The 22,256-nt window shown below is 70.5% G+C and carries 22 protein-coding genes and 1 tRNA gene; 11 read left to right on the plus strand and 12 right to left on the minus strand.

The window, feature by feature from the left end:
- Positions 1-5: 5 nt before the first annotated feature.
- The 3 genes from E5671_RS19210 to E5671_RS19220 form a co-directional block, all read right to left on the minus strand.
- Entirely contained in the window at positions 6-1,103 is a 1,098-nt protein-coding gene (locus tag E5671_RS19210) for an MsnO8 family LLM class oxidoreductase (RefSeq protein ID WP_160505196.1), read from the minus strand.
- Positions 1,104-1,325: 222 nt separating this feature from the next.
- Complete coding sequence (locus tag E5671_RS19215; RefSeq protein ID WP_160505197.1) at positions 1,326-2,063, minus strand: aspartate/glutamate racemase family protein; 738 nt, start codon at positions 2,061-2,063, stop codon at positions 1,326-1,328.
- A gap of 12 nt (positions 2,064-2,075) precedes the next feature.
- Positions 2,076-2,912: a maleate cis-trans isomerase family protein gene (locus E5671_RS19220; protein WP_160505198.1), complete on the minus strand. Its 837-nt coding sequence runs from the start codon at positions 2,910-2,912 to the stop codon at positions 2,076-2,078.
- Positions 2,913-3,241: 329 nt separating this feature from the next.
- Between E5671_RS19220 and E5671_RS19225 the strand changes: the two genes are divergently transcribed.
- Together E5671_RS19225 and E5671_RS19230 are read left to right on the plus strand one after the other, a co-directional pair.
- Positions 3,242-4,198, plus strand: coding sequence for a D-2-hydroxyacid dehydrogenase (locus E5671_RS19225; protein ID WP_237330194.1), 957 nt, complete (start codon positions 3,242-3,244; stop codon positions 4,196-4,198).
- A gap of 40 nt (positions 4,199-4,238) precedes the next feature.
- Positions 4,239-5,642, plus strand: a complete 1,404-nt coding sequence (locus E5671_RS19230; protein ID WP_160505200.1) for an amidase — start codon at positions 4,239-4,241, stop codon at positions 5,640-5,642.
- Positions 5,643-5,657: 15 nt separating this feature from the next.
- On the opposite strand, the gene E5671_RS19235 is transcribed toward E5671_RS19230, so the two are convergent.
- The gene (locus tag E5671_RS19235) at positions 5,658-6,158 is read right to left on the minus strand and encodes a DUF3830 family protein (RefSeq protein ID WP_160505201.1); all 501 of its coding nucleotides are present in this window, start codon (positions 6,156-6,158) and stop codon (positions 5,658-5,660) included.
- 97 nt (positions 6,159-6,255) lie between these two features.
- On the opposite strand from E5671_RS19235, the gene ehuB reads away from it, so the two are divergent.
- The 9 genes from ehuB to E5671_RS19280 all read left to right on the plus strand — a co-directional run bounded on the left by ehuB (position 6,256) and on the right by E5671_RS19280 (position 14,844).
- On the plus strand, positions 6,256-7,185 hold the full coding sequence (gene ehuB / locus E5671_RS19240; protein WP_160505202.1) for an ectoine/hydroxyectoine ABC transporter substrate-binding protein EhuB: 930 nt from the start codon (positions 6,256-6,258) through the stop codon (positions 7,183-7,185).
- On the plus strand, positions 7,185-7,919 hold the full coding sequence (gene ehuC / locus E5671_RS19245) for an ectoine/hydroxyectoine ABC transporter permease subunit EhuC (RefSeq protein ID WP_443032655.1): 735 nt from the start codon (positions 7,185-7,187) through the stop codon (positions 7,917-7,919). Before ehuB ends, ehuC begins: the two co-directional genes overlap by 1 nt.
- On the plus strand, positions 7,916-8,563 hold the full coding sequence (ehuD, locus tag E5671_RS19250) for an ectoine/hydroxyectoine ABC transporter permease subunit EhuD (RefSeq protein WP_160505203.1): 648 nt from the start codon (positions 7,916-7,918) through the stop codon (positions 8,561-8,563). Before ehuC ends, ehuD begins: the two co-directional genes overlap by 4 nt.
- Positions 8,564-8,597: 34 nt before the next feature.
- Positions 8,598-9,368 (plus strand): ectoine/hydroxyectoine ABC transporter ATP-binding protein EhuA, encoded by a 771-nt coding sequence (gene ehuA, locus E5671_RS19255; RefSeq protein ID WP_443032792.1) that lies wholly within the window; start codon positions 8,598-8,600, stop codon positions 9,366-9,368.
- A 188-nt stretch (positions 9,369-9,556) separates the two neighbouring features.
- The gene (locus tag E5671_RS19260; RefSeq protein WP_160505205.1) at positions 9,557-10,315 is read left to right on the plus strand and encodes an IclR family transcriptional regulator domain-containing protein; all 759 of its coding nucleotides are present in this window, start codon (positions 9,557-9,559) and stop codon (positions 10,313-10,315) included.
- Between the two features lie 61 nt (positions 10,316-10,376).
- Positions 10,377-10,450, plus strand: a tRNA-Lys gene (locus tag E5671_RS19265).
- Positions 10,451-10,596: 146 nt separating this feature from the next.
- Positions 10,597-11,829 (plus strand): sensor histidine kinase, encoded by a 1,233-nt coding sequence (locus E5671_RS19270; RefSeq protein WP_160505206.1) that lies wholly within the window; start codon positions 10,597-10,599, stop codon positions 11,827-11,829.
- Positions 11,762-12,433, plus strand: a complete 672-nt coding sequence (locus E5671_RS19275; protein ID WP_160505207.1) for a response regulator — start codon at positions 11,762-11,764, stop codon at positions 12,431-12,433. The genes E5671_RS19270 and E5671_RS19275 overlap by 68 nt, the downstream gene beginning before the upstream one ends.
- Before the next feature lie 233 nt (positions 12,434-12,666).
- Complete coding sequence (locus tag E5671_RS19280) at positions 12,667-14,844, plus strand: MMPL family transporter (protein ID WP_160505208.1); 2,178 nt, start codon at positions 12,667-12,669, stop codon at positions 14,842-14,844.
- Here the strand turns inward: E5671_RS19280 and E5671_RS19285 are convergent.
- The 8 genes from E5671_RS19285 to E5671_RS19320 form a co-directional block, all read right to left on the minus strand.
- On the minus strand, positions 14,819-15,100 hold the full coding sequence (locus tag E5671_RS19285) for a hypothetical protein (protein ID WP_160505209.1): 282 nt from the start codon (positions 15,098-15,100) through the stop codon (positions 14,819-14,821). The genes E5671_RS19280 and E5671_RS19285 overlap by 26 nt on opposite strands.
- Positions 15,101-15,177: 77 nt before the next feature.
- The gene (locus E5671_RS19290; protein WP_336605786.1) at positions 15,178-15,855 is read right to left on the minus strand and encodes a response regulator transcription factor; all 678 of its coding nucleotides are present in this window, start codon (positions 15,853-15,855) and stop codon (positions 15,178-15,180) included.
- Positions 15,816-17,120, minus strand: a complete 1,305-nt coding sequence (locus tag E5671_RS19295; protein ID WP_160505210.1) for a sensor histidine kinase — start codon at positions 17,118-17,120, stop codon at positions 15,816-15,818. Before E5671_RS19295 ends, E5671_RS19290 begins: the two co-directional genes overlap by 40 nt.
- Before the next feature lie 117 nt (positions 17,121-17,237).
- Positions 17,238-18,911, minus strand: coding sequence for a long-chain-fatty-acid--CoA ligase (locus E5671_RS19300; RefSeq protein ID WP_160505211.1), 1,674 nt, complete (start codon positions 18,909-18,911; stop codon positions 17,238-17,240).
- Positions 18,912-18,964: 53 nt separating this feature from the next.
- Positions 18,965-19,483 (minus strand): DUF3592 domain-containing protein, encoded by a 519-nt coding sequence (locus E5671_RS19305; protein WP_237330195.1) that lies wholly within the window; start codon positions 19,481-19,483, stop codon positions 18,965-18,967.
- 118 nt (positions 19,484-19,601) lie between these two features.
- On the minus strand, positions 19,602-20,204 hold the full coding sequence (locus tag E5671_RS19310) for a lytic polysaccharide monooxygenase auxiliary activity family 9 protein (protein ID WP_160505213.1): 603 nt from the start codon (positions 20,202-20,204) through the stop codon (positions 19,602-19,604).
- Positions 20,205-20,329: 125 nt separating this feature from the next.
- Entirely contained in the window at positions 20,330-21,016 is a 687-nt protein-coding gene (locus E5671_RS19315) for a nucleoside/nucleotide kinase family protein (RefSeq protein ID WP_160505214.1), read from the minus strand.
- The gene (locus tag E5671_RS19320) at positions 21,003-22,193 is read right to left on the minus strand and encodes an SPFH domain-containing protein (RefSeq protein WP_160505215.1); all 1,191 of its coding nucleotides are present in this window, start codon (positions 22,191-22,193) and stop codon (positions 21,003-21,005) included. Before E5671_RS19320 ends, E5671_RS19315 begins: the two co-directional genes overlap by 14 nt.
- Positions 22,194-22,256 lie beyond the last annotated feature (63 nt).

The following is a 22,256-nucleotide window of genomic DNA, read 5'->3' on the forward strand; positions in this document are numbered from 1 at the left end:
GACCGCTACGCGGCGGGGAGCCCGTAGGCGTCCGCGATCAACTCGTAGGAGCGAAGGCGCACTTCGCCGCTGTGCGCGTTGGCCGTGAGCATCATCTCGTCGGCGCCGGTGCGCTTGGCGAGGTCGTCGAGGCCGGTGCGGACCTGGTCGGCGGTGCCGTGGATGACGTTGGAGTTCCAGCTGTTGACGAACTCCCGCTCCAGCTCACTGAATTCGTACGCCTCGGCTTCCTCGGGGGTCGGGACGAGCCCCGGCTTTCCGGTGCGCAGCCGGACCATGTTCAGTGCGGCGGCGAGGACTTGACGCCGGGCTTCGTTCTCGTCATCGGTGGCCAACGCCGAGACGCCGATGAGGGCATAGGGAGCATCGAGAACGGCGGAAGGCTTGAAGGACTCGCGGTAGAGGTCGAGGGCCGGGATCGTGTTCTGCGCGGAGAAGTGGTGCGCGAAGGCGAAGGGCAGGCCGAGGACTCCCGCGAGGCGGGCGCTGAACCCGGAGGAGCCGAGCAGCCACAGGGGCGGGCGGTGCGGGGACTGTACGCCGCCGGGTGAGGTGGCCTGGATCGGGCCGGGGACGGCGTGGATGCGGCCGTACGGGTGCCCGTCGGGAAAGTCGTCGTCCAGGAAGCGGGTCAGCTCGGCGAGCTGCTGCGGGAAGTCGTCGGCGCCTTCGTTCAGACGGTCCGTCCTGCGCAGGGCGGCGGCGGTCGCGCCGTCCGTGCCCGGGGCGCGCCCCAGGCCCAGGTCGACGCGGCCCGGGGCCATGGCCTCCAGGGTGCCGAACTGCTCCGCGATGACGAGGGGGGCGTGGTTGGGGAGCATGACGCCGCCCGAGCCGAGGCGGATCCGCTCCGTGTGGGCGGCGAGGTGGGCGAGGATGACCGCCGGGGAGGAGGAGGCCACTCCCGGCATGGAGTGGTGCTCGGCCACCCAGTAGCGGTGGTAGCCCCGCCCCTCCGCCAGCTTGGCGATCTCCACGCTCTTCTTCAGGGCATCGCTGGCGGTCCGCCCCGCACCCACGGTCACCAGGTCAAGGACGGAGAGCGGAACCGGCGCGCTGCCGTACCGCTCACCGCGAATGTCGTCGCTCGGGTCCACTGTCACGGGGGTCCTGCCTCCTGCTGCGCGGTGCGTTTCTCCTACTCCGCCGTGCAACAGGAGGCGGGCTCCGCTTTATTCCCGTAGGGGTGCGGGGCGCGGGGCGCGGGGCTGCCTGGGTGTGATTTTTCGCCCCGCGGCTGGTCCTTGCCGAAACAGGCCTTTCCCGCCCACCCACCCGATTGCCCCGCAGCGACCAGCGAACAGCCGCACCCCCCGAGCCGGACCCTAGTCCCGGGCCTGTACCACCGGCTCCTTGGTGAACAGGGCGCCCAGCGAGGGTGCGTTTACCCGGCGGGAGGCCAGGCGCAGGGCTTCCCAGACCGTGACCTGGTTCGCCGTCAGGACCGGCTTGCCCAGGTCCTGCTCCAGGTCCTTCACGTACGCCGCCGTGTGCAGCGCCGTGTCGGGGAGCAGGAGCGCCTCCGCGTCGGGGTGGTCGCCCGCGTGGGCCATGGCCCTGACCTCCTGCCACCCCCACGTACCCACCTCCGCCGCCGTGATGATGCCGTTCCCCTGCGTCGACACGACCTCCACGCCGGACGCCTTCAGGAACGAGGCGAAGAGCCCCGCCACGTCCTCCGGATACGTCGCGGCGACCGCGACCCTGCCCGCCCCCACCTCACGTGCCGCGTGGGCGAACGCGAAGGACGTACTGGACGCCGGCAGGCCCGCCGACCGGGCCAGGGCGCGGACCTGGTCGTGCGCCCCCTCCCAGCCGAAGACGAAGCTCGCGCTGGTGCACGCCCACACCACGGCCTCCGCGCCGGACAGGCGCAGCTCCTCGACCCCGGCGGCGAGCCGTTTCGGCGACCCCATCTCCAGGAGGGCGTCGACCCGGTGCGCGTCCTCGCCGATGTCGGTGTGGACGACCTGCAGCCGGACGTCACTCCCCAGCATCTGCTCCATGCGGGGGTAGTCGTCCTCAGCCGAGTGACCCGGATAGAGGAAACCAAGTGCGGTCACTTCCAGCCTCCTTCAAGGCAGCGTTGGTGGTCCTTCGGGCAGACCCTGGGGCGGATCGAGCGGTACGACGCCGGGCAGCTCGCCCGGCGAGGCGACCGGACCCGCGCCCGGCCTCGCACTCGGATTGATCAGCGCCTGGTAGGGCCCTACCGCATGCGTACCCAGACGGCGCAGGGCGGACCACATCGTCACCTGGTTCGCGGAGATCACCGGCATCCGCAGCTCGGCCTCCAGCTGCGGAATGACGTCGTACGTCGCGAGATTGGTGCAGCTGATGAAGAGCGCGTCGGCCCCGCCGAGCACCGCCCGCCGCGCCATCTCCGCCACGTCCTTGTAGGGAACCTTCCAGATGTGCCTGGTCAGGCCCAGGTAGGCGCGCCCGGTGACGGACACACCCGATTCGCCCAGGTAGTGCTCCAGGGACTGGGTCACCGACCAGGTGTAGGGCGTGACGAGCGCGATGCGCCGCGCGCCCAGATCGTCGAGCGCTTCGAGCAGCGCGCCCGAGGTGGTGACGGCGGAGACCGCGCCCTCGCGGGTCATGGCCTCGCACATCGCGCGCTCGCCCGCGATGCCGCCGACGAAGCTTCCCGAAGTGCAGGCGTACGCGAGGACTTCGGGTTCGGCGGCGCTCAGCGCTCGCACCGCCTCGCCGAGCGTTTCGTGCTCGCTGACGAGTCGTGCCAGGTCAAGGCTTACCTCGACGGGCACGTACGGGGTGCGCGTCAGGTGGAGGGAGACCTCGTCGGGCACCCAGCGCCAGAGCTCCCGGTCGAGGGCGAAGTCGAAAGGGGCGACGACACCCACACCTCGTTGAGGGTGTGGTCCGCCGAGGAAGGAGACGTCCATGAGCAGGCCCCAAGTTCGTGCGTGCGTGCAGTGGAGGGACCGGCCGGGGGCCGGGAGATGCGGTGCCGGCGACGCGCCGGGACGTCGGGACGGGGCAGAAGGCGCCAAGAAAGCGCTACAGAGCGTGCTATGACCTCGTACGGAGAGTACTCAGCCGTGGGGTGCTTGTGATAGAGCACCTCTGTTGACGAAGGTAGTTTCAGGTGCGAGCGTGGTCAATCCGCGCATCTCAGACGGCTCTGGCCGACACAACTCAGGGAAGCGGACTCTCATTGCGAAACGGTTTCTCCTCGATGTCCGAATCAACGTCTGATCCGACGCCCGGCGCGATGTCCGAACCAACCGTTCTTGTCCTTGATGCCCCGTCCCCAGCTCCGGCACCCCGCCTCGGCAGCCTCACCGGGCGCGCCCGGATCCTGCACGCGGACGCGGACACCCTGGCGGCCCAACTCCCCCACGCCGATGTGCTCCTCGTATGGGACTTCCTCTCGGACGCGGTGCGGCTCGCCTGGCCGGGCGAGGGGCCGCGGCCCCGCTGGGTGCACACCGCGAGCGCGGGCGTGGACCGCCTCATGTGCCCGGAGCTCGCCGAGTCCGACACGCTGGTCACCAACGCCCGCGGCGTCTTCGACCAGCCGATCGCCGAGTACGTGGCCGCTCTCGTCCTCGCCATGGCCAAGGACCTGCCGCGCACCCTCCAGCTCCAGGGCGAGCGCGCCTGGCAGCACCGCGAGACCCAGCGAGTCGCCCGTACGCGCGCGTGTGTCGTGGGTTCGGGGCCGATCGGACACGCCATCGTCCGCATGCTGAAGGGGCTCGGGATCATCACCGCCCTGGTGGGGCGCAGCGCGCGGAACGGCGTCCACGGCCCGGACGAACTCGACCGGCTGATGGCGCGCGCCGACTGGGTGGTGTGCGCGGCGCCCCTCACGGACGACACGCGCGGCATGTTCGACGAGCGGCGCTTCGGGATGATGCAGCCGTCGGCGCGCTTCATCAACATCGGGCGCGGCGCGCTCGTCGTGGAGGACGATCTCGCGGCCGCCCTGTCGAAGCGGTGGATCGCGGGCGCGGCGCTCGACGTCTTCGAGCACGAGCCGCTGCCGGCGGACAGCCCGCTGTGGACGGCGCCGGGTCTCCTCGTCTCCCCGCACATGAGCGGCGACACGGTGGGCTGGCGCGATGAACTGGGCGCGCAGTTCGTGGAGTTGTACGAGGAGTGGGCCGCCGGGCGGCCTCTTTCCAACGTGGTCGACAAGAAACGCGGGTATGTACCCGGGAGTTGATCACTGCCGAAAGTCACGTCCCACCCCCTGAGGAGCGTGCATGACCGAGCTCACGGATCTCACCGCGGTACAACTCGTCGAGGCCTATCGCAAGGGCGAATTCAGTCCGGTCGACGCGACACGGGCGGCGCTGCGCAGGGCCGAGGAGGTGCAGCCCGCGGTGAACGCCTTCGTGCGCGTCGACGCCGACGAGGCCCTCGCGCAGGCCGAGTCGAGCGCCGAGCTGTGGCGGCGCGGTGAGCCGCGCGGTCTCCTTGAGGGGGTTCCGGTCTCGGTCAAGGACATCCTGCTGCAGCGGGGCGGCCCGACGCTGCGGGGCTCGAAGGCCGTCAGCACGGAAGGGACTTGGGACGAGGACGCGCCGTCGGTGGCGCGGCTCCGTGAGCACGGCGCGGTGTTCATCGGCAAGACGACTACGCCCGAGTTCGGCTGGAAGGGCGTCACGGACAGCCCGCTGAGCGGGATCACACGCAATCCGTACGACACCTCGCGCACCGCGGGCGGATCCAGCGGCGGCAGCGCGGCGGCCGTGGCGCTCGGCGCGGCGCCGGTGTCGCTCGGCACGGACGGCGGCGGCTCGGTGCGGATCCCGGGTGCCTTCTGCGGGATCTTCGCGCTGAAGCCGACGTACGGCAGGGTGCCGCTGTACCCCGCGTCCGCGTTCGGCACGCTGGCGCACGTCGGGCCCATGACGCGGGACGCGGCGGACGCGGCGCTCCTGATGGACGTCATCAGCGGCCCCGACACGCGCGACTGGTCGCAGCTCGGCCCGGTGACGGACGGCTTCCGGGCGGGTATCGCAGGCGGCGTACGCGGCCTGCGCATCGCGTACTCGCCCTCGCTCGGCGGCCAGGTCGCGGTGCGGCCCGCGGTCGCCGCCGCGGTGCGGCATGCGGTGGAGGCCCTCGCGGCGCAGGGTGCGTACGTCGAGGAGACCGACCCGGACTTCACGGATCCGGTGGAGGCCTTCCACACGCTGTGGTTCAGCGGCGCCGCGCGGGTGACCCAGCATCTGCCGCCCGACCGGCGGGAGTTGCTCGACCCGGGGCTGCGCGAGATCTGTGCGCAGGGCGCACGGTACAGCGCGCTCGACTACCTTGCCGCAGTTGACGTACGCATGGAGCTCGGCCGTCGCATGGGCCGCTTCCACCAGACGTACGACCTTCTGGTCACTCCGACGTTGCCGATCACCGCGTTCGAGGCGGGGGCGGAGGTACCGAAAGGTTCCGGCCATCGTCGGTGGACGGGATGGACGCCTTTCACGTACCCCTTCAACATGACGCAGCAGCCGGCCGCGACCGTCCCCTGCGGGGTGGACGGCGATGGGCTGCCCATCGGGGTGCAGATCGTGGCGGCGCGGCACGCGGACGTACTCGTCCTGCGGGCCGCGCACGCGCTGTACGAGGCGGGCAGCGCGGGGATCGCGCCGCCCGCCGCTGTCTGAACCCGCAGGCGGGAGCTACGCTCTGCGGAAATTCAGCGTCTCGCCCTGCGCGCCGCCGCGCCACAGGTCGTTGCAGGCCTCGGCCATCCGGTCGAGGCCGTCGACCACCTGGCCCCAGACGATGCCGGGGACCCAGCCCACGTCTCCGTTGAGCAGCAGGTTGTTGCGCTCGTAGAAGAGGGCGAGGTCCACGACCGTGGCGCCCGCCTTGACGTCCGCGGCCGGTTCGTACCCATAGGCCTGCGTGCCCAGCTGTGTCCCGTTGAAGGAGAAATAGCAGAGGTCGCCGGGAATGGGGGTGACTGTCGGGTTCTCCAGGGGCGGCTCGCGGTCCGCGAAAGCCGGAAAGAGGGCGTAGATCTCATTGCGGGCGTACTTCGCGTGATAGACGTCCTCGCTGAGCGGAAGCGCCTCCCACACCGCCGCACAGGTCAACGGGGCCCGGTCGTCGAGCAGCTTTGCCGTGCACTGAACTCCCCGCTTGGCGAGGGAGACTTCGATGAATCGGTCTGCCATGTGTCCCATGCTCCTCCCTGGGTCAAGAGGACAACGATTGCATCAGGGGCTGAAATTGGCCCGCATATCTTGTGTCGAGTCGGGTAGCCGCGCGCCCATGGCTCCACCACTTGGGAACAACGAGGGATTCATCGGCAAAGCAGTCCGCCGCCGCTCTCTGCTCACCGGAGCGGGCGTGGCGGCACTGGGCGTATTCGGGGGCGCGGCCTGCAGCCGGGTGCCTGAGGAAGGGAAGGTCGAGGGCGGAGATCTGCTGGACCGGCTGCGTGACACCGGCGAGGTCAGGATCGGTGTCGCGGGCGAGGTCCCGTTCGGGTACATCGACAAGAACGGCGAGGTGACCGGCGAGGCACCGGAAATCGCCAAGGTGATCTTCCCTCGCCTCGGTGTGCCCAGGGTCAAGGCGGTGCCCACCAAGTTCGGTGCGCTGATCCCCGGGTTGACCCAGGCCCGGCAGTTCGACGTGGTCTCGGCGGGCATGTACATCAACCCGACGCGCTGCGAGCGGGTGCTGTTCTCCGACCCCGACTACCTGATGCTCGACTCCTTCATCGTGAAGAAGGGCAATCCGCACGGCATCAAGAAATATGAGGACATCGCCAAGAAGGGCCTGAAGCTGGCGAGCGGTACGGCCTACGCGCAGATCGCCACCGCCGAGGCGAACGGCGTGAAATCCGTCCTCGTGGTGCCCGACCAGGTGGCGGGCGCCGACGCCGTCGCGCTCGGCCGGGTCGACGCTTTCGCCGGGACCGCGGTCACCGTGCGCGACGTGGTCAAGGGCAATCCGCGGGTGGAGGCGACGAAGCCCTTCCAGCCGATCATCGACGGCGAACCGGCCTACGGAGCGGGTGGTTTCGCCTTCAGGCTGTACGAGAAGAACCTGCGGGACGCCTTCAACAAGGAGCTGCACAAGCTCAAGGAGAGCGGTGAACTGCTCAGGATCGTCAAGCCGTTCGGGTTCACCGAGACCGAGATGACCGATCTGACGGCCGAGAAGTTGTGCCCCCCTGTGAAGGGAGCCTCCTGATGATGTCGTCACAGTTCCTCGAGAACTGGTTCCTGCCCGGCGTCTGGATCACCGTGCAGGTCACCGTCCTCAGCGCGGCCCTCGCCTTCGTGATCGCCTTCCCCATCGGGGTGCTCCGCACGTCCCGTCTCTGGATCGTGCGCTTCCTGGCCGGAACGTACTTCGAGATCTTCCGCAGCACCTCGTCGCTGGTCTTCATGTTCTGGATCGCGTTCACGGTGCCCGCGCTGTTCCAGATCAGCTTCGAGCCGCTTTTCGCGGGTGTCATCGCCCTGGGCATCACCTACGGGGCGTACGCCTCCGAGATCGTGCGCGGCGCGCTCGCCGCGGTGCCGCAGGCGCAGCGCGAGGCGGGCATCGCCCTGAACTTCACGCCGCTGCAGCGGCTGCGCCGCATCGAACTGCCGCAGGCCTGGCCCGAGATGCTGCCGCCCTTCAACAACCTGCTGATCGAGCTGCTCAAGGGCACGTCCCTCGTCTCCCTCATCGCGGTGGCCGACATGACCTTCGCCGGCGATCTGCTCCGTCTCGTCACGACCGAAAGTGGGCCGATCTACACGCTGTTGCTCGCGCTCTACTTCGTGTTCGCGTTCATCCTCACGCGCGGCATGCGGCTCCTTGAGCGGCACGCCAAGAAGGGCGTGGGGCAGGCTCCCGAGAAGCTGGGCCTGTTCAGCGGGATCCGCTCCAAGTCGTCGATCGACGTCGTCACCGGCGCGGGGGGTGCCAAGTGAACTGGGATTGGCAGAACGTCGATGACTTCATGCCCCTCTTCTGGGACGGCGTGTGGATCACGCTCAAGGCGCTGTTCTTCGGCACCCTGATCGCCTTCTCGCTCGGCATGGTCTGGGCCATCGCGCAGCGGTCGGAGAAGAAATGGATCCGCTGGCCGGTGACGGTGTTCACCGAGTTCATCCGGAACACTCCGCTGCTGGTCCAGCTGTTCTTCCTCTTCTACGTGGTGCCGGAGTGGGGCCCGTCCATGTCGCCGCTCGTCACGGGCATCGTCGGGCTCGGTCTGCACTACTCGACGTACACCTCCGAGGTGTACCGGGCGGGCATCGAGGGTGTCCCGGAAGGGCAGTGGGAGGCGGCCACCGCGCTCAGCCTCACCAAGCAGCGCACCTGGACCGCTGTGATCCTGCCGCAGGCCGTGCGCCGGGTGGTCCCCGCGCTCGGCAACTACGTGATCGTCATGCTGAAGGAGTCGCCGCAGATGGCTGCCATCGGCGCGCTCGACATGCTGGGCCAGGCCCAGGGGTACAGCCAGGCGACCTTCACCTACGAGGCCATCAGCATCGTCGGCGTCGCCTTCATCGTCATCGCCTACCCGGCCTCTCTTCTTCTGCGAGTTTTGGAGCGTCGTCTTGTCCGCTGACAGCAGCACTTCCCAGGAAATCCCCAACCCGGCCGTGGACGGCAGCGAGCTGATCCGCTTCGACAAGGTGGTCAAGCGCTACGGCTCGAACACCGTCCTCGACGAGCTGGACTTCTCCGTGGACTCCGGCAAGCACGTCACCCTGATCGGCCCGTCCGGCTCCGGCAAGACCACGATCCTGCGCCTCCTGATGACCCTGGTGAAGCCCGATCAGGGCACCATCAAGGTGGGCGGCAACTACCTCATGCACGAGGAGAAGAACGGCAAGCTCGTCCCGGCGGGCGAGAAGCACATCCGCGAGGTCCGCAAGAACATCGGGATGGTCTTCCAGCAGTTCAACCTCTTCCCGAACATGAAGGTCCTGCGCAACATCATGGAGGCGCCGGTCAACGTCCTCGGCCTGCCCAAGGACGAGGCGGAGCAGCGGGCGCGCGAGCTGCTCGACCTGGTCGGCCTCGGGGACCGCTGCGACGCCTACCCGACGCAGCTCTCCGGCGGCCAGCAGCAGCGCGTGGCCATCGCGCGCGCCCTGGCGATGCGTCCGCAGGTGCTGCTCCTGGACGAGGTCACGTCCGCGCTCGACCCCGAGCTGGTGGCGGGCGTCCTCGACGTCCTCAGGGACATCGCGCACACCACGGACATCACGATGCTGTGCGTGACCCACGAGATGAACTTCGCCCGTGACATTTCGGACCAGGTCCTGATGTTCGACTCGGGCCGGGTCATCGAGGCCGGGACGCCGGAGAAGATCTTCACGGAGCCGGAGCACGAGCGGACCCGGGAGTTCCTCAGCGCAGTCCTGTGACCGCGTTCCGTAATCACGCAGGCTATGGCCTTGGGTGGTGACGCTGGCATATGCCAGGGTGGCGCGTTCCTGCTGACAGAGCCGGGGCGCGCCGCCAATCTCGTCAACAGCCGCTCCATATCGACCTCTTGGCGGCTATCGTGGGACGGAGCCCAGCTGTCCGGAACCGTTCCACGCAGGGGGAAGCCGTGGCGCTGAAGCACGAGCCGACGACGCCGCAGCACTCTGTGCAGAGCGCCCTGCGAGTGCTCGAAATCGTCGCCAGGCACGAGGGCGGCGTCACCGACGTCGAGCTCGCCCGGCAGACCAAACTGCCCGCACCCCAGCTCGCCCCCCTGCTGCGCATGCTGCGCCGCGAGGCATACGTCAAGCAGGTCGCCGACGGTGCGTACGTGACCGGCGAATCCCTCACCCGCCTCGGCTCGGCCCACCGCCGTGACCAGGCCCTGCGGGACAAGCTCAGGGTGACGCTCGACGGCCTGCGCGACTCGATCGGCGCCGCCGTCTACATCAGCCGGTACGAGGACGGCGAAATCAAGATCACCGACTTCGCGGACGGCCCCCGCACCCCCAAGGTCAACGAGTGGGTGGACTTCCGCTCCTCCGCGCACGCCAGCGCGGTCGGCAAGAGCCTGCTGACCCAGCTCGACCTGAACGGCCGCAGGGATCACCTCTCCCGCCACAAGATGGCCCGCCTCACCTCGCGGACGATCACGAACGAGCGGGTCCTCCTGAACCGCCTCGCCGCCCAGCCCGCCACGGTCCCGGTCCTCGACCTCCAGGAGTACGCGGTCGGCACGGTCTGCGCCGCCGTCCCCATCACCGCGGGCTCCGCGGTCGGCTGCCTGGCGCTCTCCCTGCCGGTGGAGCACGCGCACCGGCTCCGGGAGGCGGCCCAGACGCTCAACCGCGGGGCGGCGCCGGTACTGCTCTCGCTGGCGATCTAGGCACACCTCACGGCCGGTCCGGAGCACCCTCCGGGACCAGGTATTATTTTCGAGTCAGCAGGCGCCGCTAGCTCAGTTGGTTAGAGCAGCTGACTCTTAATCAGCGGGTCCGGGGTTCGAGTCCCTGGCGGCGCACAGACAGAGAGAAGCCCCTCGCGGAAGCGAGGGGCTTCTCTCGTTCCGCATACCCCTTCGTTCCGTATATCCCCCGCACCGGTGAGGACAGCGCCGCGGGGCCGCCGCGATACTGGCACGGCCCTCCTGCCCCGAGGAGCCGCCCGATGCGACGTCCCTTCCCCGCGCTGTCCCGGCTGCGCACCACCCACCCCTACGTCGTGGACACCGCTCTCGCCGCCCTGGTGCTGTTCGCCGTGTCGCTCCAGTTCCTGTTCCCCGACGAGGGGGGCGACGAGCTGAGCGCCGCCGGGTTCGCCCTCGGCGCCGGTACCGCGGTGCCGCTGATCTGGCGGCGCCTCGCGCCTTTCGCCTGCGCCGCCGTGATCGCCTTCTTCACGCCCGCCATGGCGCTCTACCACCGGCCGCCGCCCGACGTCTGCTTCGGCGGCATGGTCGCCCTCTACACCGTGGCCGCCCTGAGCACCCCGCTGAAACGGCGCGTCATGCTCGCCGGGTGGCTGACGGGGGCCGCCGTCACGATGGCCTTCAAGGAGCACGCGGAGCCGTACGAGTACCCTTTCCACCTGCTCAGCCTCATCAGCGCGTACGCCCTCGGAGCCTTCGCCCGTGTGCAGCGCGCGTACACCGCGGCCCTGGAGGACCGGGCCCGGCGCCTGGAGCGGGAGCGCGCCACCGAGACGGCGCGAGCGGTCAGCCAGGAGCGGTCCAGGATCGCCCGCGACATGCACGACATCCTCGCCCACGCGGTGAGCCTGATGGTGGTCCAGGCGGAGGCGGGCCCCGTGGTCGTCCGCAGCGACCCCGACCGCGCGGTGGGGGCGTTCGACGCGATCGCCGGTGCGGGACGCGACGCGATGGAGCAGTTGCGGCGGATCCTGGGCGTACTGAGGGAGTCGTCGCCCCCGGACGGCGGACGCGTGCCGCAGCCGACGCTCGCGGCGCTCCCGGCACTCGCCGCGCTGGTCGAACGCACGGGTCCGCGCGTGGAGTTGAGGGAGGAAGGCCGTCCTCTCCCGCTGGCCCCCGACGTCGAGGTGGCCGCGTACCGCATCGTCCAGGAGGCGCTGACCAACTGTGTGAAGCACGCGGGGGCGAGCGCTGTCAGCATTCAACTCAGCTGGACAGGTAGCGAATTGAGCATTCTGGTCCAGGACGACGGAACCGGGCTCTCCGCCTCGGACGGCGCGGGTCACGGCCTCGTCGGCATCCATGAACGCGCCGCCGCGTGCGGTGGCACCGCCGAAGCCGGTGACGGACCCGATGGTGGATTCCGTGTCGCCGTACGGCTGCCCACGGCATCCTTGGGGGATGAGCATCCGGGTGGCGGTCGCCGACGATCAGGAGCTGGTGCGCAGCGGCTTCTCCATGATCCTTGAGGCGCAGCCCGACATCGAGGTGGTGGCGGAGGCGGGTGACGGCGCGGAGGCGGTGGCAGCGGTGCGCCGGCACGCGCCCGACGTCATCCTCCTGGACATCCGGATGCCGGGGATGGACGGCATCGAGGCGGCCCGCCAGGTGTGCGCGCAGTCCAGCTGCCGGGTCGTCATGCTCACCACGTTCGACCTCGACGAGTATGTGTACGAGGCGCTCTACGCGGGGGCGAGCGGCTTCCTGCTCAAGGACGTCCGCAGGGACGACCTGGTGCACGCGGTGCGCGTCGTGGCGGCCGGGGACTCCCTGCTCGCGCCCTCGGTGACGCGGCGCCTGGTGGCGGACGTGGTCCGGCGCCGCCGCACGGAGGCCGACGCGCCTGCCGTGTCGCCCTCCGAACGCCTCGCGGTGCTCACGGCCCGCGAGGAGGAGACGCTGCGGCTCCTTGCCCGGGGGCTCTCCAACGCGGAGATCGCGGCGTCGTTCGTGGTCAGCGAGCACACGGTGAAGACGCATGTCAGCAACGTCCTGTCGAAGCTGGCGCTGCGGGACCGGGTGCAGGCGGTCATCTGCGCGTACGAGACGGGGCTCGTGGTTCCCGGGAGCTAGGTCCTGGCGCGGGCGCCCCGGTCGTATACGCGCACCGGACCTACACGCGCCGTCAGTCACCGGCTTCGCCGAGTTCGTCCTCAAACGCCGGACAGGCTGAAACTCCCCCGCGCGACGGAGACCTGGCCCACGCGAGGGAGGCCGCAAGACCACCCACCACGGCGATCCGCCACGGGCGGGCGAGGACGACTCTGAGGGGCGGTAACCCGGAATCCTCCAAGGAGGCGCCAGCCATGCTCGCCGCCCTCGCCCGTACAGCGACCCAACGCCCCAAGACCGTCGTCCTCATCTGGCTTCTGCTCCTCGTCCTGGGCCTCGGCTTCGGCACCCGGGTCTTCGGCGACCTGACCTCGTCGGTCGAAGACGTGCCCGGCAGCGAGTCGGTCGTCGCCGAGGAACGCCTCGCCGAACTCACCCCGGACGGCGACGACTTCAGCGCCGTCGTGTCGGCTCCCGCCGTCGACACCCCGCAGATCCGCTCGCAGGTGGGCGATGCGGTGGCCGACGTACGGAAGCATCCGGGCATCGCCCAGGTGCCGGATCCGTACACCACCAGGGGCCTGGTCGCCCAGGACGGCAAGGCCCTGCTCATCCCGGTCACGCTCAAGGGCGGCCTCGACGACGACGCCGAGGAAGAGGCCGTCGGCGACGCGGCCGACCGCATCCGCGAGATCACCGCCGGTGACGTGGCGGTGAGCGGCGGGCCGCTGCTCGGTGAGCAGATGGGCGGCAGGGCCCAAGAGGATGTGGCGCAGGCCGAGTTGATCACCCTGCCCGCCGTGCTGGTCGTCCTCCTGCTCATCTTCGGCGGGCTGCGGGCCGCGGGGCTCCCGCTCCTGGTCACCGTGAGCGGCGTCGCCGGTGCCTTCCTGACCCTCTACGGCTTCAGCCAGTTCACCGAGATCTCCGTCTACGCCGTCCAGATCGTCACCATGCTGGGCCTCGGCCTCGCCGTCGACTACGCGCTCCTGATGGTGATCCGCTTCCGCGAGGAACGAGGAAGGACGGACGACGTGGCGCAGGCGGTGCACGCGACCGTCGCCCGCGCCGGACGCACCGTCCTGTTCTCCGGCCTGACGGTGGCCATCAGCCTGTCGGGGCTCGTCTGGTTCCCCAGCCCGTTCCTGCGCAGCATGGGCCTCGCGGCCGGCGCGGTGGTCGTCGTCGACATGCTGGCGGCCCTGACGCTGCTGCCCGCGCTGCTCGCGCTGTTCGGCGGGAAGATCGCGCCCTCGGGCGCCAAGTACCGTACAGGTAAGGGGGTTTGGTGGCGACGCAAGTCCGGCACCGCGTCCGAACCCGGCGCCTTCTTCGCCCGCCTCGCCCTCTTCTCCGCCCGGCGCCCCCTGGCCGTGATCGCCGCCGTCGTAGCCGTACTCGCCCTCCTCGCGCTGCCCGCCTTCGGGATGCGGATCAACATCGGGGACGCCCGGCAGCTCCCGCACGACACCGAGGCGCGGCAGCTGTACGACACCGTGCGCGAGCACTATCCGGCGGGGACGGACACCGACCCCGTCCAGGTGCTCATCGGGTCGGGCTCCGACCCCGACTGCGAGGGCAAGATCCGGGCCCTGCCCGGGATCAGGGCGGCCGACCGCGAGCGGCTCTCCGACGGCACGGTCCTGCTCGAACTGACCCCGGACGGTTCGGTCGACGGCCCCACCGCCACCCGGCTCGTGGAGCAGGTGCGCGACCTCCGTGGCGACGAGCCCATCCAGGTCACGGGCAACGCCGCGAGCCTCGTCGACTTCCGCTCGATGCTCGCCGAGCGCGCGCCCTGGGCCGTACTCACCGTCCTGGCCGGCCTGTTCGTCCTGCTCTTCTCCTTCACCGGCTCGCTGCTGCTCCCGCTGCGTACGCTCGCCACCACCCTGCTCAGCCTGGGCTCCGCGCTCGGCGTCGTCGTGTGGGTGTTCCAGGACGGGCATCTCGCGGGGCTGCTCGGCGGTGAGGAGCTCGGGGCGCTGAGTCTGACCGCGCCGCCGCTGATCATCGCGATCGCGTTCGGGCTCGCCATGGACTACGAGCTGTTCATCCTGTCCCGGATGCGGGAGACGTGGCTGGAGACCGGCGACCACCGTGCCGCCGTCGTGGAGGGACTGCGCCGCTCGGGCCGCGTCGTCAGCTGTGCGGCGCTGCTGCTCGCGATCGTCTTCGGCGGCTTCATGACCGGTGGCTTCTCACCGATCCTGCAGATCGGGCTCGGCCTGACGCTCGCGGTGCTCATCGACGCGACCGTGGTGCGGATGTTCCTCGTCCCGGCGACGATGACGCTGCTCGGCCGCCGCGCCTGGTGGGCGCCGCGGCGGATGCGGAAGCTCCATGAGCGGTACGGGCTCCGCGAGGAAGCTCCGTCCGCCGGCCCCGTACCGGTCGACCAAGCGGTCAGGCAAGCACCACCCAGTCCATGACCAGGGCGGCCACCAGGCCGACGGCGAGGAGATAGCTGCCGAGCCGGGTCCGACCGCGCCTGCTGAGTTCGATCACCAGGCCGCAGAGGACGAGCAGCAGCCCGTACACCCCCACGACCAGGACGGACGACCGGCTCGCCAGGCGTACGGCGAGCACTACGGCCGCCGCGGCCATCAGCACCGAGGCCGCGGCGATCCGTATGCGCCGGGCCTGGCGCGGCGTGAGGCCTGCCCGTATCTGGTCTGACGTGCTCATGGTTCAGGATCGTAATGGACCGGACCGGTGGCCGGTGCATGATGCATGCTTCCGGGCGCCGCCAAGCGCTTCCGGGCTCAGGCCCGCAGGTACGCAAGGACCGCGAGCACCCTGCGGTGGGTTCCGTCTCCGGGCGGCAGGTCCAGTTTGCCGAGGATGTTGCCGATGTGTTTGCCCACCGCCGCCTCGCTGACCACGAGTTCGGCGGCGATCGACGCGTTCGACCTGCCCTCGGCCACCAGGCCGAGCACCTCGCGCTCGCGCGGCGTGAGCTGTTCGAGGGGGTCGCGGCGGCGCCTGATCAACTGGCGTACGACTTCCGGGTCCACGACCGTGCCGCCGTCCGCGACCCGCGTGACCGCGTCGGCGAACTGCTCGACCTGGCCCACCCTGTCCTTGAGCAGATAGCCGACGCCGGTGCCGTCGCCGGTGTCCAGGAGCTCGGCGGCGTACGAACGTTGCACGTACTGGCTGAGCACCAGGACCGGAAGCTTCGGCCGTTCGGCGCGCAGGGCGAGGGCCGCGCGCAGGCCCTCGTCCTGGAAAGTGGGCGGCATGCGGACGTCGGTGAGGACGAGGTCCGGTTCGTGCGCCTCGACGGCGGCGCGCAGCCCTTCCGCGTCACCGAGCGCGGCCGGTACGTCGTGGCCGAAGCGGGCGAGCAGACCGATGAGTCCCTCGCGCAGCAGCACGCTGTCCTCGGCGACGACGATTCTCAGTCGCTGAGGGGGGCCGGGGGGTGCTGGGCTCGGCACGGGATCTCCACGGACAGTACGGTCGGGCCACCGGGCGGGCTGGTGACCGTCAGTGTGCCATCGAGCACCGCGATCCGGTCCGCCAGGCCGGTCAGGCCGGTGCCGCGGGCCGGGTCCGCGCCGCCGTCGCCCTCGTCGCGCACGTCGATGCGGAGGGCTTCTTGCCGCTCGTGGCGGGCCCTGATGTGCGCGCGGGGCGCGTTGCTGTGACGCGCGATGTTGGTAAGTGCTTCCCGAGTGGCGAAGTACCCGGCGGACTCAACGGGTTCGGGGAGGCGGGGCAGGCCGTCCAGGTCGGTGGCGACGGGGATCGGGGAGCGGTCGGCGGCGTCTTCGATGGCGGCGGCAAGGCCGTAGTCGACAAGCACCTGGGGGTGGATGCCGCGGATGAGCTCGCGCAGTTCCGTGAGGACGTTCCCCGCCTCGTCGTGGGCCGTGGCGAGCCGGTCCGCGAGGGGGCTGCCGGGGGCGGCGTCGAGTCTCGCGAGCCCCAGGGTCATGCTCAGCGCGACGAGCCGCTGCTGGGCCCCGTCGTGCAAGTCCCGCTCGATGCGGCGCCGTTCCGCTTCGAAGGCGTCGACCAGGCGGGCCCTGGAGCGGGTCACTTCTGCCAGCTGGGTGGCCAACTCGGCCTCGCGGGGCGCGAGGAGGAGGTGGGCGAGGGCTGCTCGGGCGGAGGCGTAGGCGCCGAGGGGATAGAGCAGCGGGGCGAGCAGGGCGACCCCGAGGAGGGCGATGGCGAAGGCGTGCGGATAGTCACTGACGAGCCACAACTTGGCGGCACGTATCTCGCCGCCGTCGAAGGCGAGTTGGGCGGGGGCGCCGATGAGGAGGGCGGGAGCGCCGACGGTGCAGGCGAGCACGAGGAGGTCGAGGGGCCACAGGACGAGGGCGAGCAGGACGGTGTACGCGAGCTCGCGCCAGGTGGCCTGCTCCTTGACGCGCAGCTTGAACCAGGCGGGGATGCCGGGGGCTTCGGGGGTGCGGTGGGGTGTGAGGGCGGGGGGCGCGGGGTCGACGAGGCGGAGGCGGCGGCGTTCGAGGGCGGCGACGGGGATGCCGGTGAGGGCGAGGAGGGGAAGGAGGGGGAGCCCCACGAGGACGAGGGCGAGGGCAGCGCAGAGTACGAGGGCGAGAACGCCACCCACGAGAACGAAGCTCCCCAGGAGAACACCCCCGAGGAGGTACACGACGCCCCTCCAGGGCGCACTACTCCCCAGATAGGCCCGCCCCCGAAGCCCCACCCACACACTGTCCCTGGCCATGGGGCCACGGTATGCGGGGCAATCGGGTGGGTGGGCGGGAAAGCTCGTTCGTCCAGGGTCGGACGCGGGGTGAACGGGCGGGTGGGCGGGAGAGGCTTTTCGGCAGCGAAGACGGGCTCAGCCCGGCAGCCCCGGCAGCAGCCCCTCGCGGCCCTGGGCCCGGTACTGGCCAAGCAGTTCAGCCACGGCCCCCGGCGTGAGGCGGTGATAGGCCCCCGCCCCAGCATCGGGGCGCCACCACACAGACCCCCCACAGCGGAACCCCTCCCGACGCAAAGCAGAGCGGGCCACCTTATTGGTGGCCGTAACCGGCATCCGCTCCACCACCCGCACGAAGCGCGGCGCCATCTTCGTCCCCAGGTCCGGCTGGGAGAGGAGGAACTCCGCGAAGGCCAAGGGGTCGAACTCCACCCCCTCCCGGAGGGAAACCGCGGCCATCACCTGATCCCCCGCCACAGGGTCAGGAACCGCGTACACCGCCACCCCCGCGGCCCCCTCCCACCGCGCGAGGATGTTCTCGATCATCGCTGCCGCCAAGTTCTCGCTGTCCACGCGGAGCCGGTCATCCGTACGCCCCGCGAAGTAGAGGAACCCCTCCGCGTCCCGGTAGAAGAGATCCCCCGTCCAGTACCAGCCGTCCCGAAGCCGCGCCGCGTCCGCGTCGGAGTTCCGCCAGTACCCCTCGAACGGTGTGCGCCCCTTGTTCACCAACTCCCCTATCGCCTCCTCGCCGTTCAGCAGCCGCCCGTCCGCCGCGAAGACAGCGGACGGGCACTCCTCGCGCGTGCCGGGATCCACCACCGCCAGCTCATCCCCCGGCGCCGCCCGCCCGATCGCCCCGGCCGGAGTCCCCGGCGTCCGCTGGATCGCCGCCCCGCCCTCCGAAGAGCCGTAACCCTCCACCAGCCGCACGCCGAACCGCTTCTCGAAGCGCTCCGCGTCCACCGCCCCGGCCTCCGTGCCGAAACCCATCCGGAGCGGGTTCTCCGTGTCGTCGGGACGTTCAGGCGTGGCCAGGATGTACTGCACCGCCCTGCCCACGTACGTGAAGTACGTGGCCCCATGAGCCCGTACGTCGTCCAGGAACGCCGAAGCCGAGAAGCGCCGCCGCAGCGCCACCCCCGCCCCGGCCGCGAGCGCGGGCGCCCAGTCCGCGATCACCGCGTTGCCGTGGAACATGGGCATGCAGATGTAGTGGACCCCGTCAGGGCCGAGCCGGAAGTGGGTGACCAGGGACTGCCCCGCCGCCGCGAGCCGGCCCTGACTGCAGATCGCCGCCTTGGGCGCCCCGGTCGAGCCGGAAGTGAAGTAGAGCAGCATGCGGCTCGAAGGGACCGCCGCCCTCGCTATCTCCGGATGCGCGCCCGCATAGGGGGCCAGCAGCTCCCCGTACGCATCCGTGTCCGTCACCAGGATGCGTACGCCCGGGAGTTGGAGGCCGTCCAGGAGCGCGAGGTGCGCCCGTTCCGTGATCAGGACCCGGCAGTCGGTGTGCACGATGTCGCGGGCCAGTTCCGCACCCCTGCGCGTGGGGTTGATGCCCGCCACCGCCGCTCCCGCCAGCGCGGCAGCGCTCAACCACAGTGGATATTCAGGGGTGTTGTCGAGCAGGACGCCGACGTGCGGCTCGGCCCCTCTGGGCAGCAGATCGGCCAGAAGCGCCGCCCTCGCCGCCGCGCCCGCCGCGACCTGGTGGTGAGTCAGCTCCTGGCGCTCGAAGCGCAGGCCGGGGCGGTGGTCGCCCCAGCGCGCCTGTACGAGTTCCGCGACGGTACTCCCGGTGGACTTCATGGCCGCGAACCATAATTGATGGCCCGTCAGATGAGGAGGGCCTTGAGGCAGGACTAGGGCAGCTCCGACTCGAAGCCGTCGTCCGGGCCGAACGGGTCACCCGAGTCGAACGGGTCACCCGAGTCGAACATGTCGGCCGAAGCGAACATGTCGTGCGCCGTCGCCATGAAGAAAATACAGAAGGCGAGCACGACGCCGAGGAAGCAGAGCACGCCGATCATCGCCGCCGCACCCTTGGCGGGGTCCGGCGCGTGCGCCGTGGCCCTCTCGGGGCGATCCGCCGTGTAGTACACGGTGACGATGTCGCCCTCGATGGTCGTCGCGGGGCCGTTCTCCTCCTCGAACCGGACGGGACGGCCCGCGGGCGGAGTGAACTCGTAGACATGGTGCAGCGTGGTGCTGATGCGGCTGCTGTCGCTGTGGCGGCTCGTCGTGGTGTACGTGCGCAGGCAGCGCGCCTCCGCCGTCAGACCGCTCGACCACGCCTGCCGCACCTGCGCATAGCGGCTGATCACCGTGACCGCCATCGCGATCACCCCGACGCACATCAACGCCGGCACGGCGTAGAACATGAACTCCACTGCATCCCCCGATGGCTGTCGCTGGTACTGCCCCGCGCACGCCGCCCTGGTCATGGACGGCGTACGCGGAACCTACCCGTGGGGAGTGCGCCAGAGCCTCAAGCCCTGCTCAGAACTTGACGTCGGAGCAGGCGTAGAACGCGTTCGCCGTGTCGTGGACCGTCCACACCGCGACGATCACGTGGTGTCCGCTCCTGCCGCCGGGAATCGTCCCGGAGTGCGAGAGCGTGGCGGGCGGTTGCTGGCCGTTGTAGGGGACGTTGAGGAACGGGGTCGTGTCGAGGGCGGCACGGGTCACCGGCTTGCTCTCGTCCCATCCCTGCTTGGTTATGTAGTACTTGAAGTCGGTGGTGCGGTGGCGTGCCGTGAACTGCCAGCGGAAGGTGTAGTTCTGACCGGCGCTGACACTGGTCGTCGGCCAGGCGCCGCCGCCCGGTGCCTTCGGCTGGTTGAGCGTGTCGAAGCCGCTGATGCCCGCCGAGCAGATCTTGCCGTCGGCCGGCCCTGACGCCGGGAAGCCTTTGGGGCCCTCGACGCTCTGGGGTTCGTACTGGATGGAACCGCAGCCGCTCACCGTGCCCTTGGCACAGTTGATCTGGCGGCTTGCGGGCAGGTCGGTGTAGCCGTGACTGCTCGCACCACCGGACGAGAGCGCGAAGGCCCCGACCGTGGTGGCGCCGAGCATGGCCGCGTACAACTTCTTGTTTCGCATGCTGCCGCTCCAGGGGAAACGTGGGGGTTCCGTGAGCCGTGCGCGCGCCGCGGCACTGCGGGTGCAGTGGGATGCAGTGAGTTGCGTGAGTCGCGATCAGTACTGCGGTCTAGACCAAGCCCAGATTATGGGCGGTAGTTGAACATGTCCATACCAATAGTGGAGACGATCCGATCGCAGCGATGGCGCGACTTCTCCACGACATCGCCGTTCGGGCTGTCGTTGGTCGCCACCCAGGCGGCCGCCCCGTCGACCGTCCGGCCCCCCGCCAACTGCCTCTCGATCAGGCGTCGTTGGCGTACCTCTGCTGGTGCCGCCACGTACCAGCACTCCTCCATCAGCTCCCGCGCCTCGCGCCAGCCGGGCAGATCGCAGGCCAGATAGTTCCCCTCGGTGACGACGAGCCGGGCGGACGGCGGGACCCGGTGCCGGGCGGCCACCGGCTCGTGGAGGGTGCGGTCGTAATCGGGTACGTAGATGTCGTGGCCGGCGTCGGAGAGGACCCGGTCGAGCAGCGCGCCGTACCCCCGCACGTCGAAGCTCGGCTCCGAGCCCTTGCGGGAGGTCAGAAAGAGGCGCTCCAACTGGTCGTTCGAGAGATGGAAACCGTCGAGCGGCAGATACGCGGCCCCCTCGCCGATCCGATCCACCAGCGCCCGCGCGAACGTCGACTTGCCCGCGCCTGGCGGCCCCGCGATCCCGAGGAGGGCGCGGGGCCGGTCCGCGGTCAGCCTCCAGGCGTCCCGGGCGAGGGCCGCGAGGCCGGGGGTGTCGTCAGTGGCTTGTCCAGAGGCGTGGTCATCGTTCTCCATGTCCCGTATAGAACGCCACCGTCAGGTCCTTGACCAAGGCCTTGCGCTCGTAGTCGTCGAGCTCGACGAGGCCGCGGGTGGTCAGCCGGGTCACCGTGTCCTCGACGGAGTCCACCACCGAGGTGAGCACGCTGTCGCGGTGCCGTGCGTCCAGCGCGGCCACCCTGCGCAGGCGCATCGTGTCGGCGATCTCGGGGGCGTACTCGATCCGGGTCGGCTGGGCCGAGAAGATCTCGATGCCGACCGGCTCGGCCTCCGCCGCGAGCATCCGGGTCAGCATGTCGCCCACCGCCTCCGCGTCGCGCAGTGTCGGGGTGTCGTCGTGGAAGGCGTCGGCGGGCAGCCGGGACAGGACGCGGGCGGTCGCCGCCTCGACGCACTCGCGCAGATACTCCTGGTGGTCGGCTACGCCGAGCGTCGCCCGCGCCGCGTCCTTGACCCGCCAGACCACGAGGACGACGACCCGCAGCGCGACCCCGCCCCGGTCAACCGCGGGCATCGGCTCGCTGCGCCAGTGCCGCAGACGTACGTCGACACGGCGGCGCAGGAGGAGCGGGTTGACCCACATCAGGCCGGTGCGGCGGACGCTGCCGCGGTACCGCCCGAAGAGGGTGAGCACCCACGCCGTGCCGACCCGGCCCCGGGCGAGGCCCCCGAACCCGAACAGGGCGAGCGCGCCCGACCCGGCGAGCGAGGCCCACTGCGCGGCGCCGAGCCCCGCGTACGCGTCGTAGCCGCCGTACCCGTCGGGCCAGGGCAGCCCGGCTGCCCGCGCCACCGGCTCGGGCAGCACCCCCGCCCACCACAGCGCGGCCGCGCACCCGGCGACTCCCGCGGTCCCGCCGAGCACCCCGATCGCACCGGGCAGCACGCGGGCCGGCCGCTCGCCGAGCGACGGGTCCACCTCGGGCAGCGGGCGGGCGGCCACCCTCGCCGGGGGACGCCGGGCGGTGCGGGGCTGCTCGCCCGTTCCGTGCCGGCGCCCCACCACGGCGGGCGACAACGGGGCCCCGGGGTCACCGGGATCGTCGCGGAAGAGCAGATGGATGGGGATCTCGGTGGTGGCTTCGCTCTGGATCAGACGCGACGGCCGTGCGGCGGCCGTGTCCGGGGCGCCGGTGGTCTGCGGTTCCTCGGGCTGGGGGGCCTGTGACCGTGATGCCGCTGTCGCACTCATCCTTGCCTCCGCCTCATACGTACCTCGATCTCATCCGTAACCCGGTCGGCTTCCTGCCCGCTC

The organism is Streptomyces sp. BA2 (assembly GCF_009769735.1).
Taxonomy (GTDB): domain Bacteria; phylum Actinomycetota; class Actinomycetes; order Streptomycetales; family Streptomycetaceae; genus Streptomyces.

Bases quoted from the DNA above. Each gene is read 5' to 3' on its own strand.
- E5671_RS19220 (WP_160505198.1), bottom strand. From the start codon at position 2,912: ATGGACGTCTCCTTCCTCGGCGGACCACACCCTCAACGAGGTGTGGGT.
- E5671_RS19225 (WP_237330194.1), top strand. From the start codon at position 3,242: ATGTCCGAACCAACCGTTCTTGTCCTTGATGCCCCGTCCCCAGCTCCG.
- E5671_RS19230 (WP_160505200.1), top strand. From the start codon at position 4,239: ATGACCGAGCTCACGGATCTCACCGCGGTACAACTCGTCGAGGCCTAT.
- E5671_RS19235 (WP_160505201.1), bottom strand. From the start codon at position 6,158: ATGGCAGACCGATTCATCGAAGTCTCCCTCGCCAAGCGGGGAGTTCAG.
- ehuB (WP_160505202.1), top strand. From the start codon at position 6,256: ATGGCTCCACCACTTGGGAACAACGAGGGATTCATCGGCAAAGCAGTC.
- ehuC (WP_443032655.1), top strand. From the start codon at position 7,185: ATGATGTCGTCACAGTTCCTCGAGAACTGGTTCCTGCCCGGCGTCTGG.
- E5671_RS19270 (WP_160505206.1), top strand. From the start codon at position 10,597: ATGCGACGTCCCTTCCCCGCGCTGTCCCGGCTGCGCACCACCCACCCC.
- E5671_RS19275 (WP_160505207.1), top strand. From the start codon at position 11,762: ATGAGCATCCGGGTGGCGGTCGCCGACGATCAGGAGCTGGTGCGCAGC.
- E5671_RS19280 (WP_160505208.1), top strand. From the start codon at position 12,667: ATGCTCGCCGCCCTCGCCCGTACAGCGACCCAACGCCCCAAGACCGTC.
- E5671_RS19285 (WP_160505209.1), bottom strand. From the start codon at position 15,100: ATGAGCACGTCAGACCAGATACGGGCAGGCCTCACGCCGCGCCAGGCC.
- E5671_RS19295 (WP_160505210.1), bottom strand. From the start codon at position 17,120: ATGGCCAGGGACAGTGTGTGGGTGGGGCTTCGGGGGCGGGCCTATCTG.
- E5671_RS19300 (WP_160505211.1), bottom strand. From the start codon at position 18,911: ATGAAGTCCACCGGGAGTACCGTCGCGGAACTCGTACAGGCGCGCTGG.
- E5671_RS19305 (WP_237330195.1), bottom strand. From the start codon at position 19,483: ATGTTCTACGCCGTGCCGGCGTTGATGTGCGTCGGGGTGATCGCGATG.
- E5671_RS19310 (WP_160505213.1), bottom strand. From the start codon at position 20,204: ATGCGAAACAAGAAGTTGTACGCGGCCATGCTCGGCGCCACCACGGTC.
- E5671_RS19315 (WP_160505214.1), bottom strand. From the start codon at position 21,016: ATGGAGAACGATGACCACGCCTCTGGACAAGCCACTGACGACACCCCC.
- E5671_RS19320 (WP_160505215.1), bottom strand. From the start codon at position 22,193: ATGAGTGCGACAGCGGCATCACGGTCACAGGCCCCCCAGCCCGAGGAA.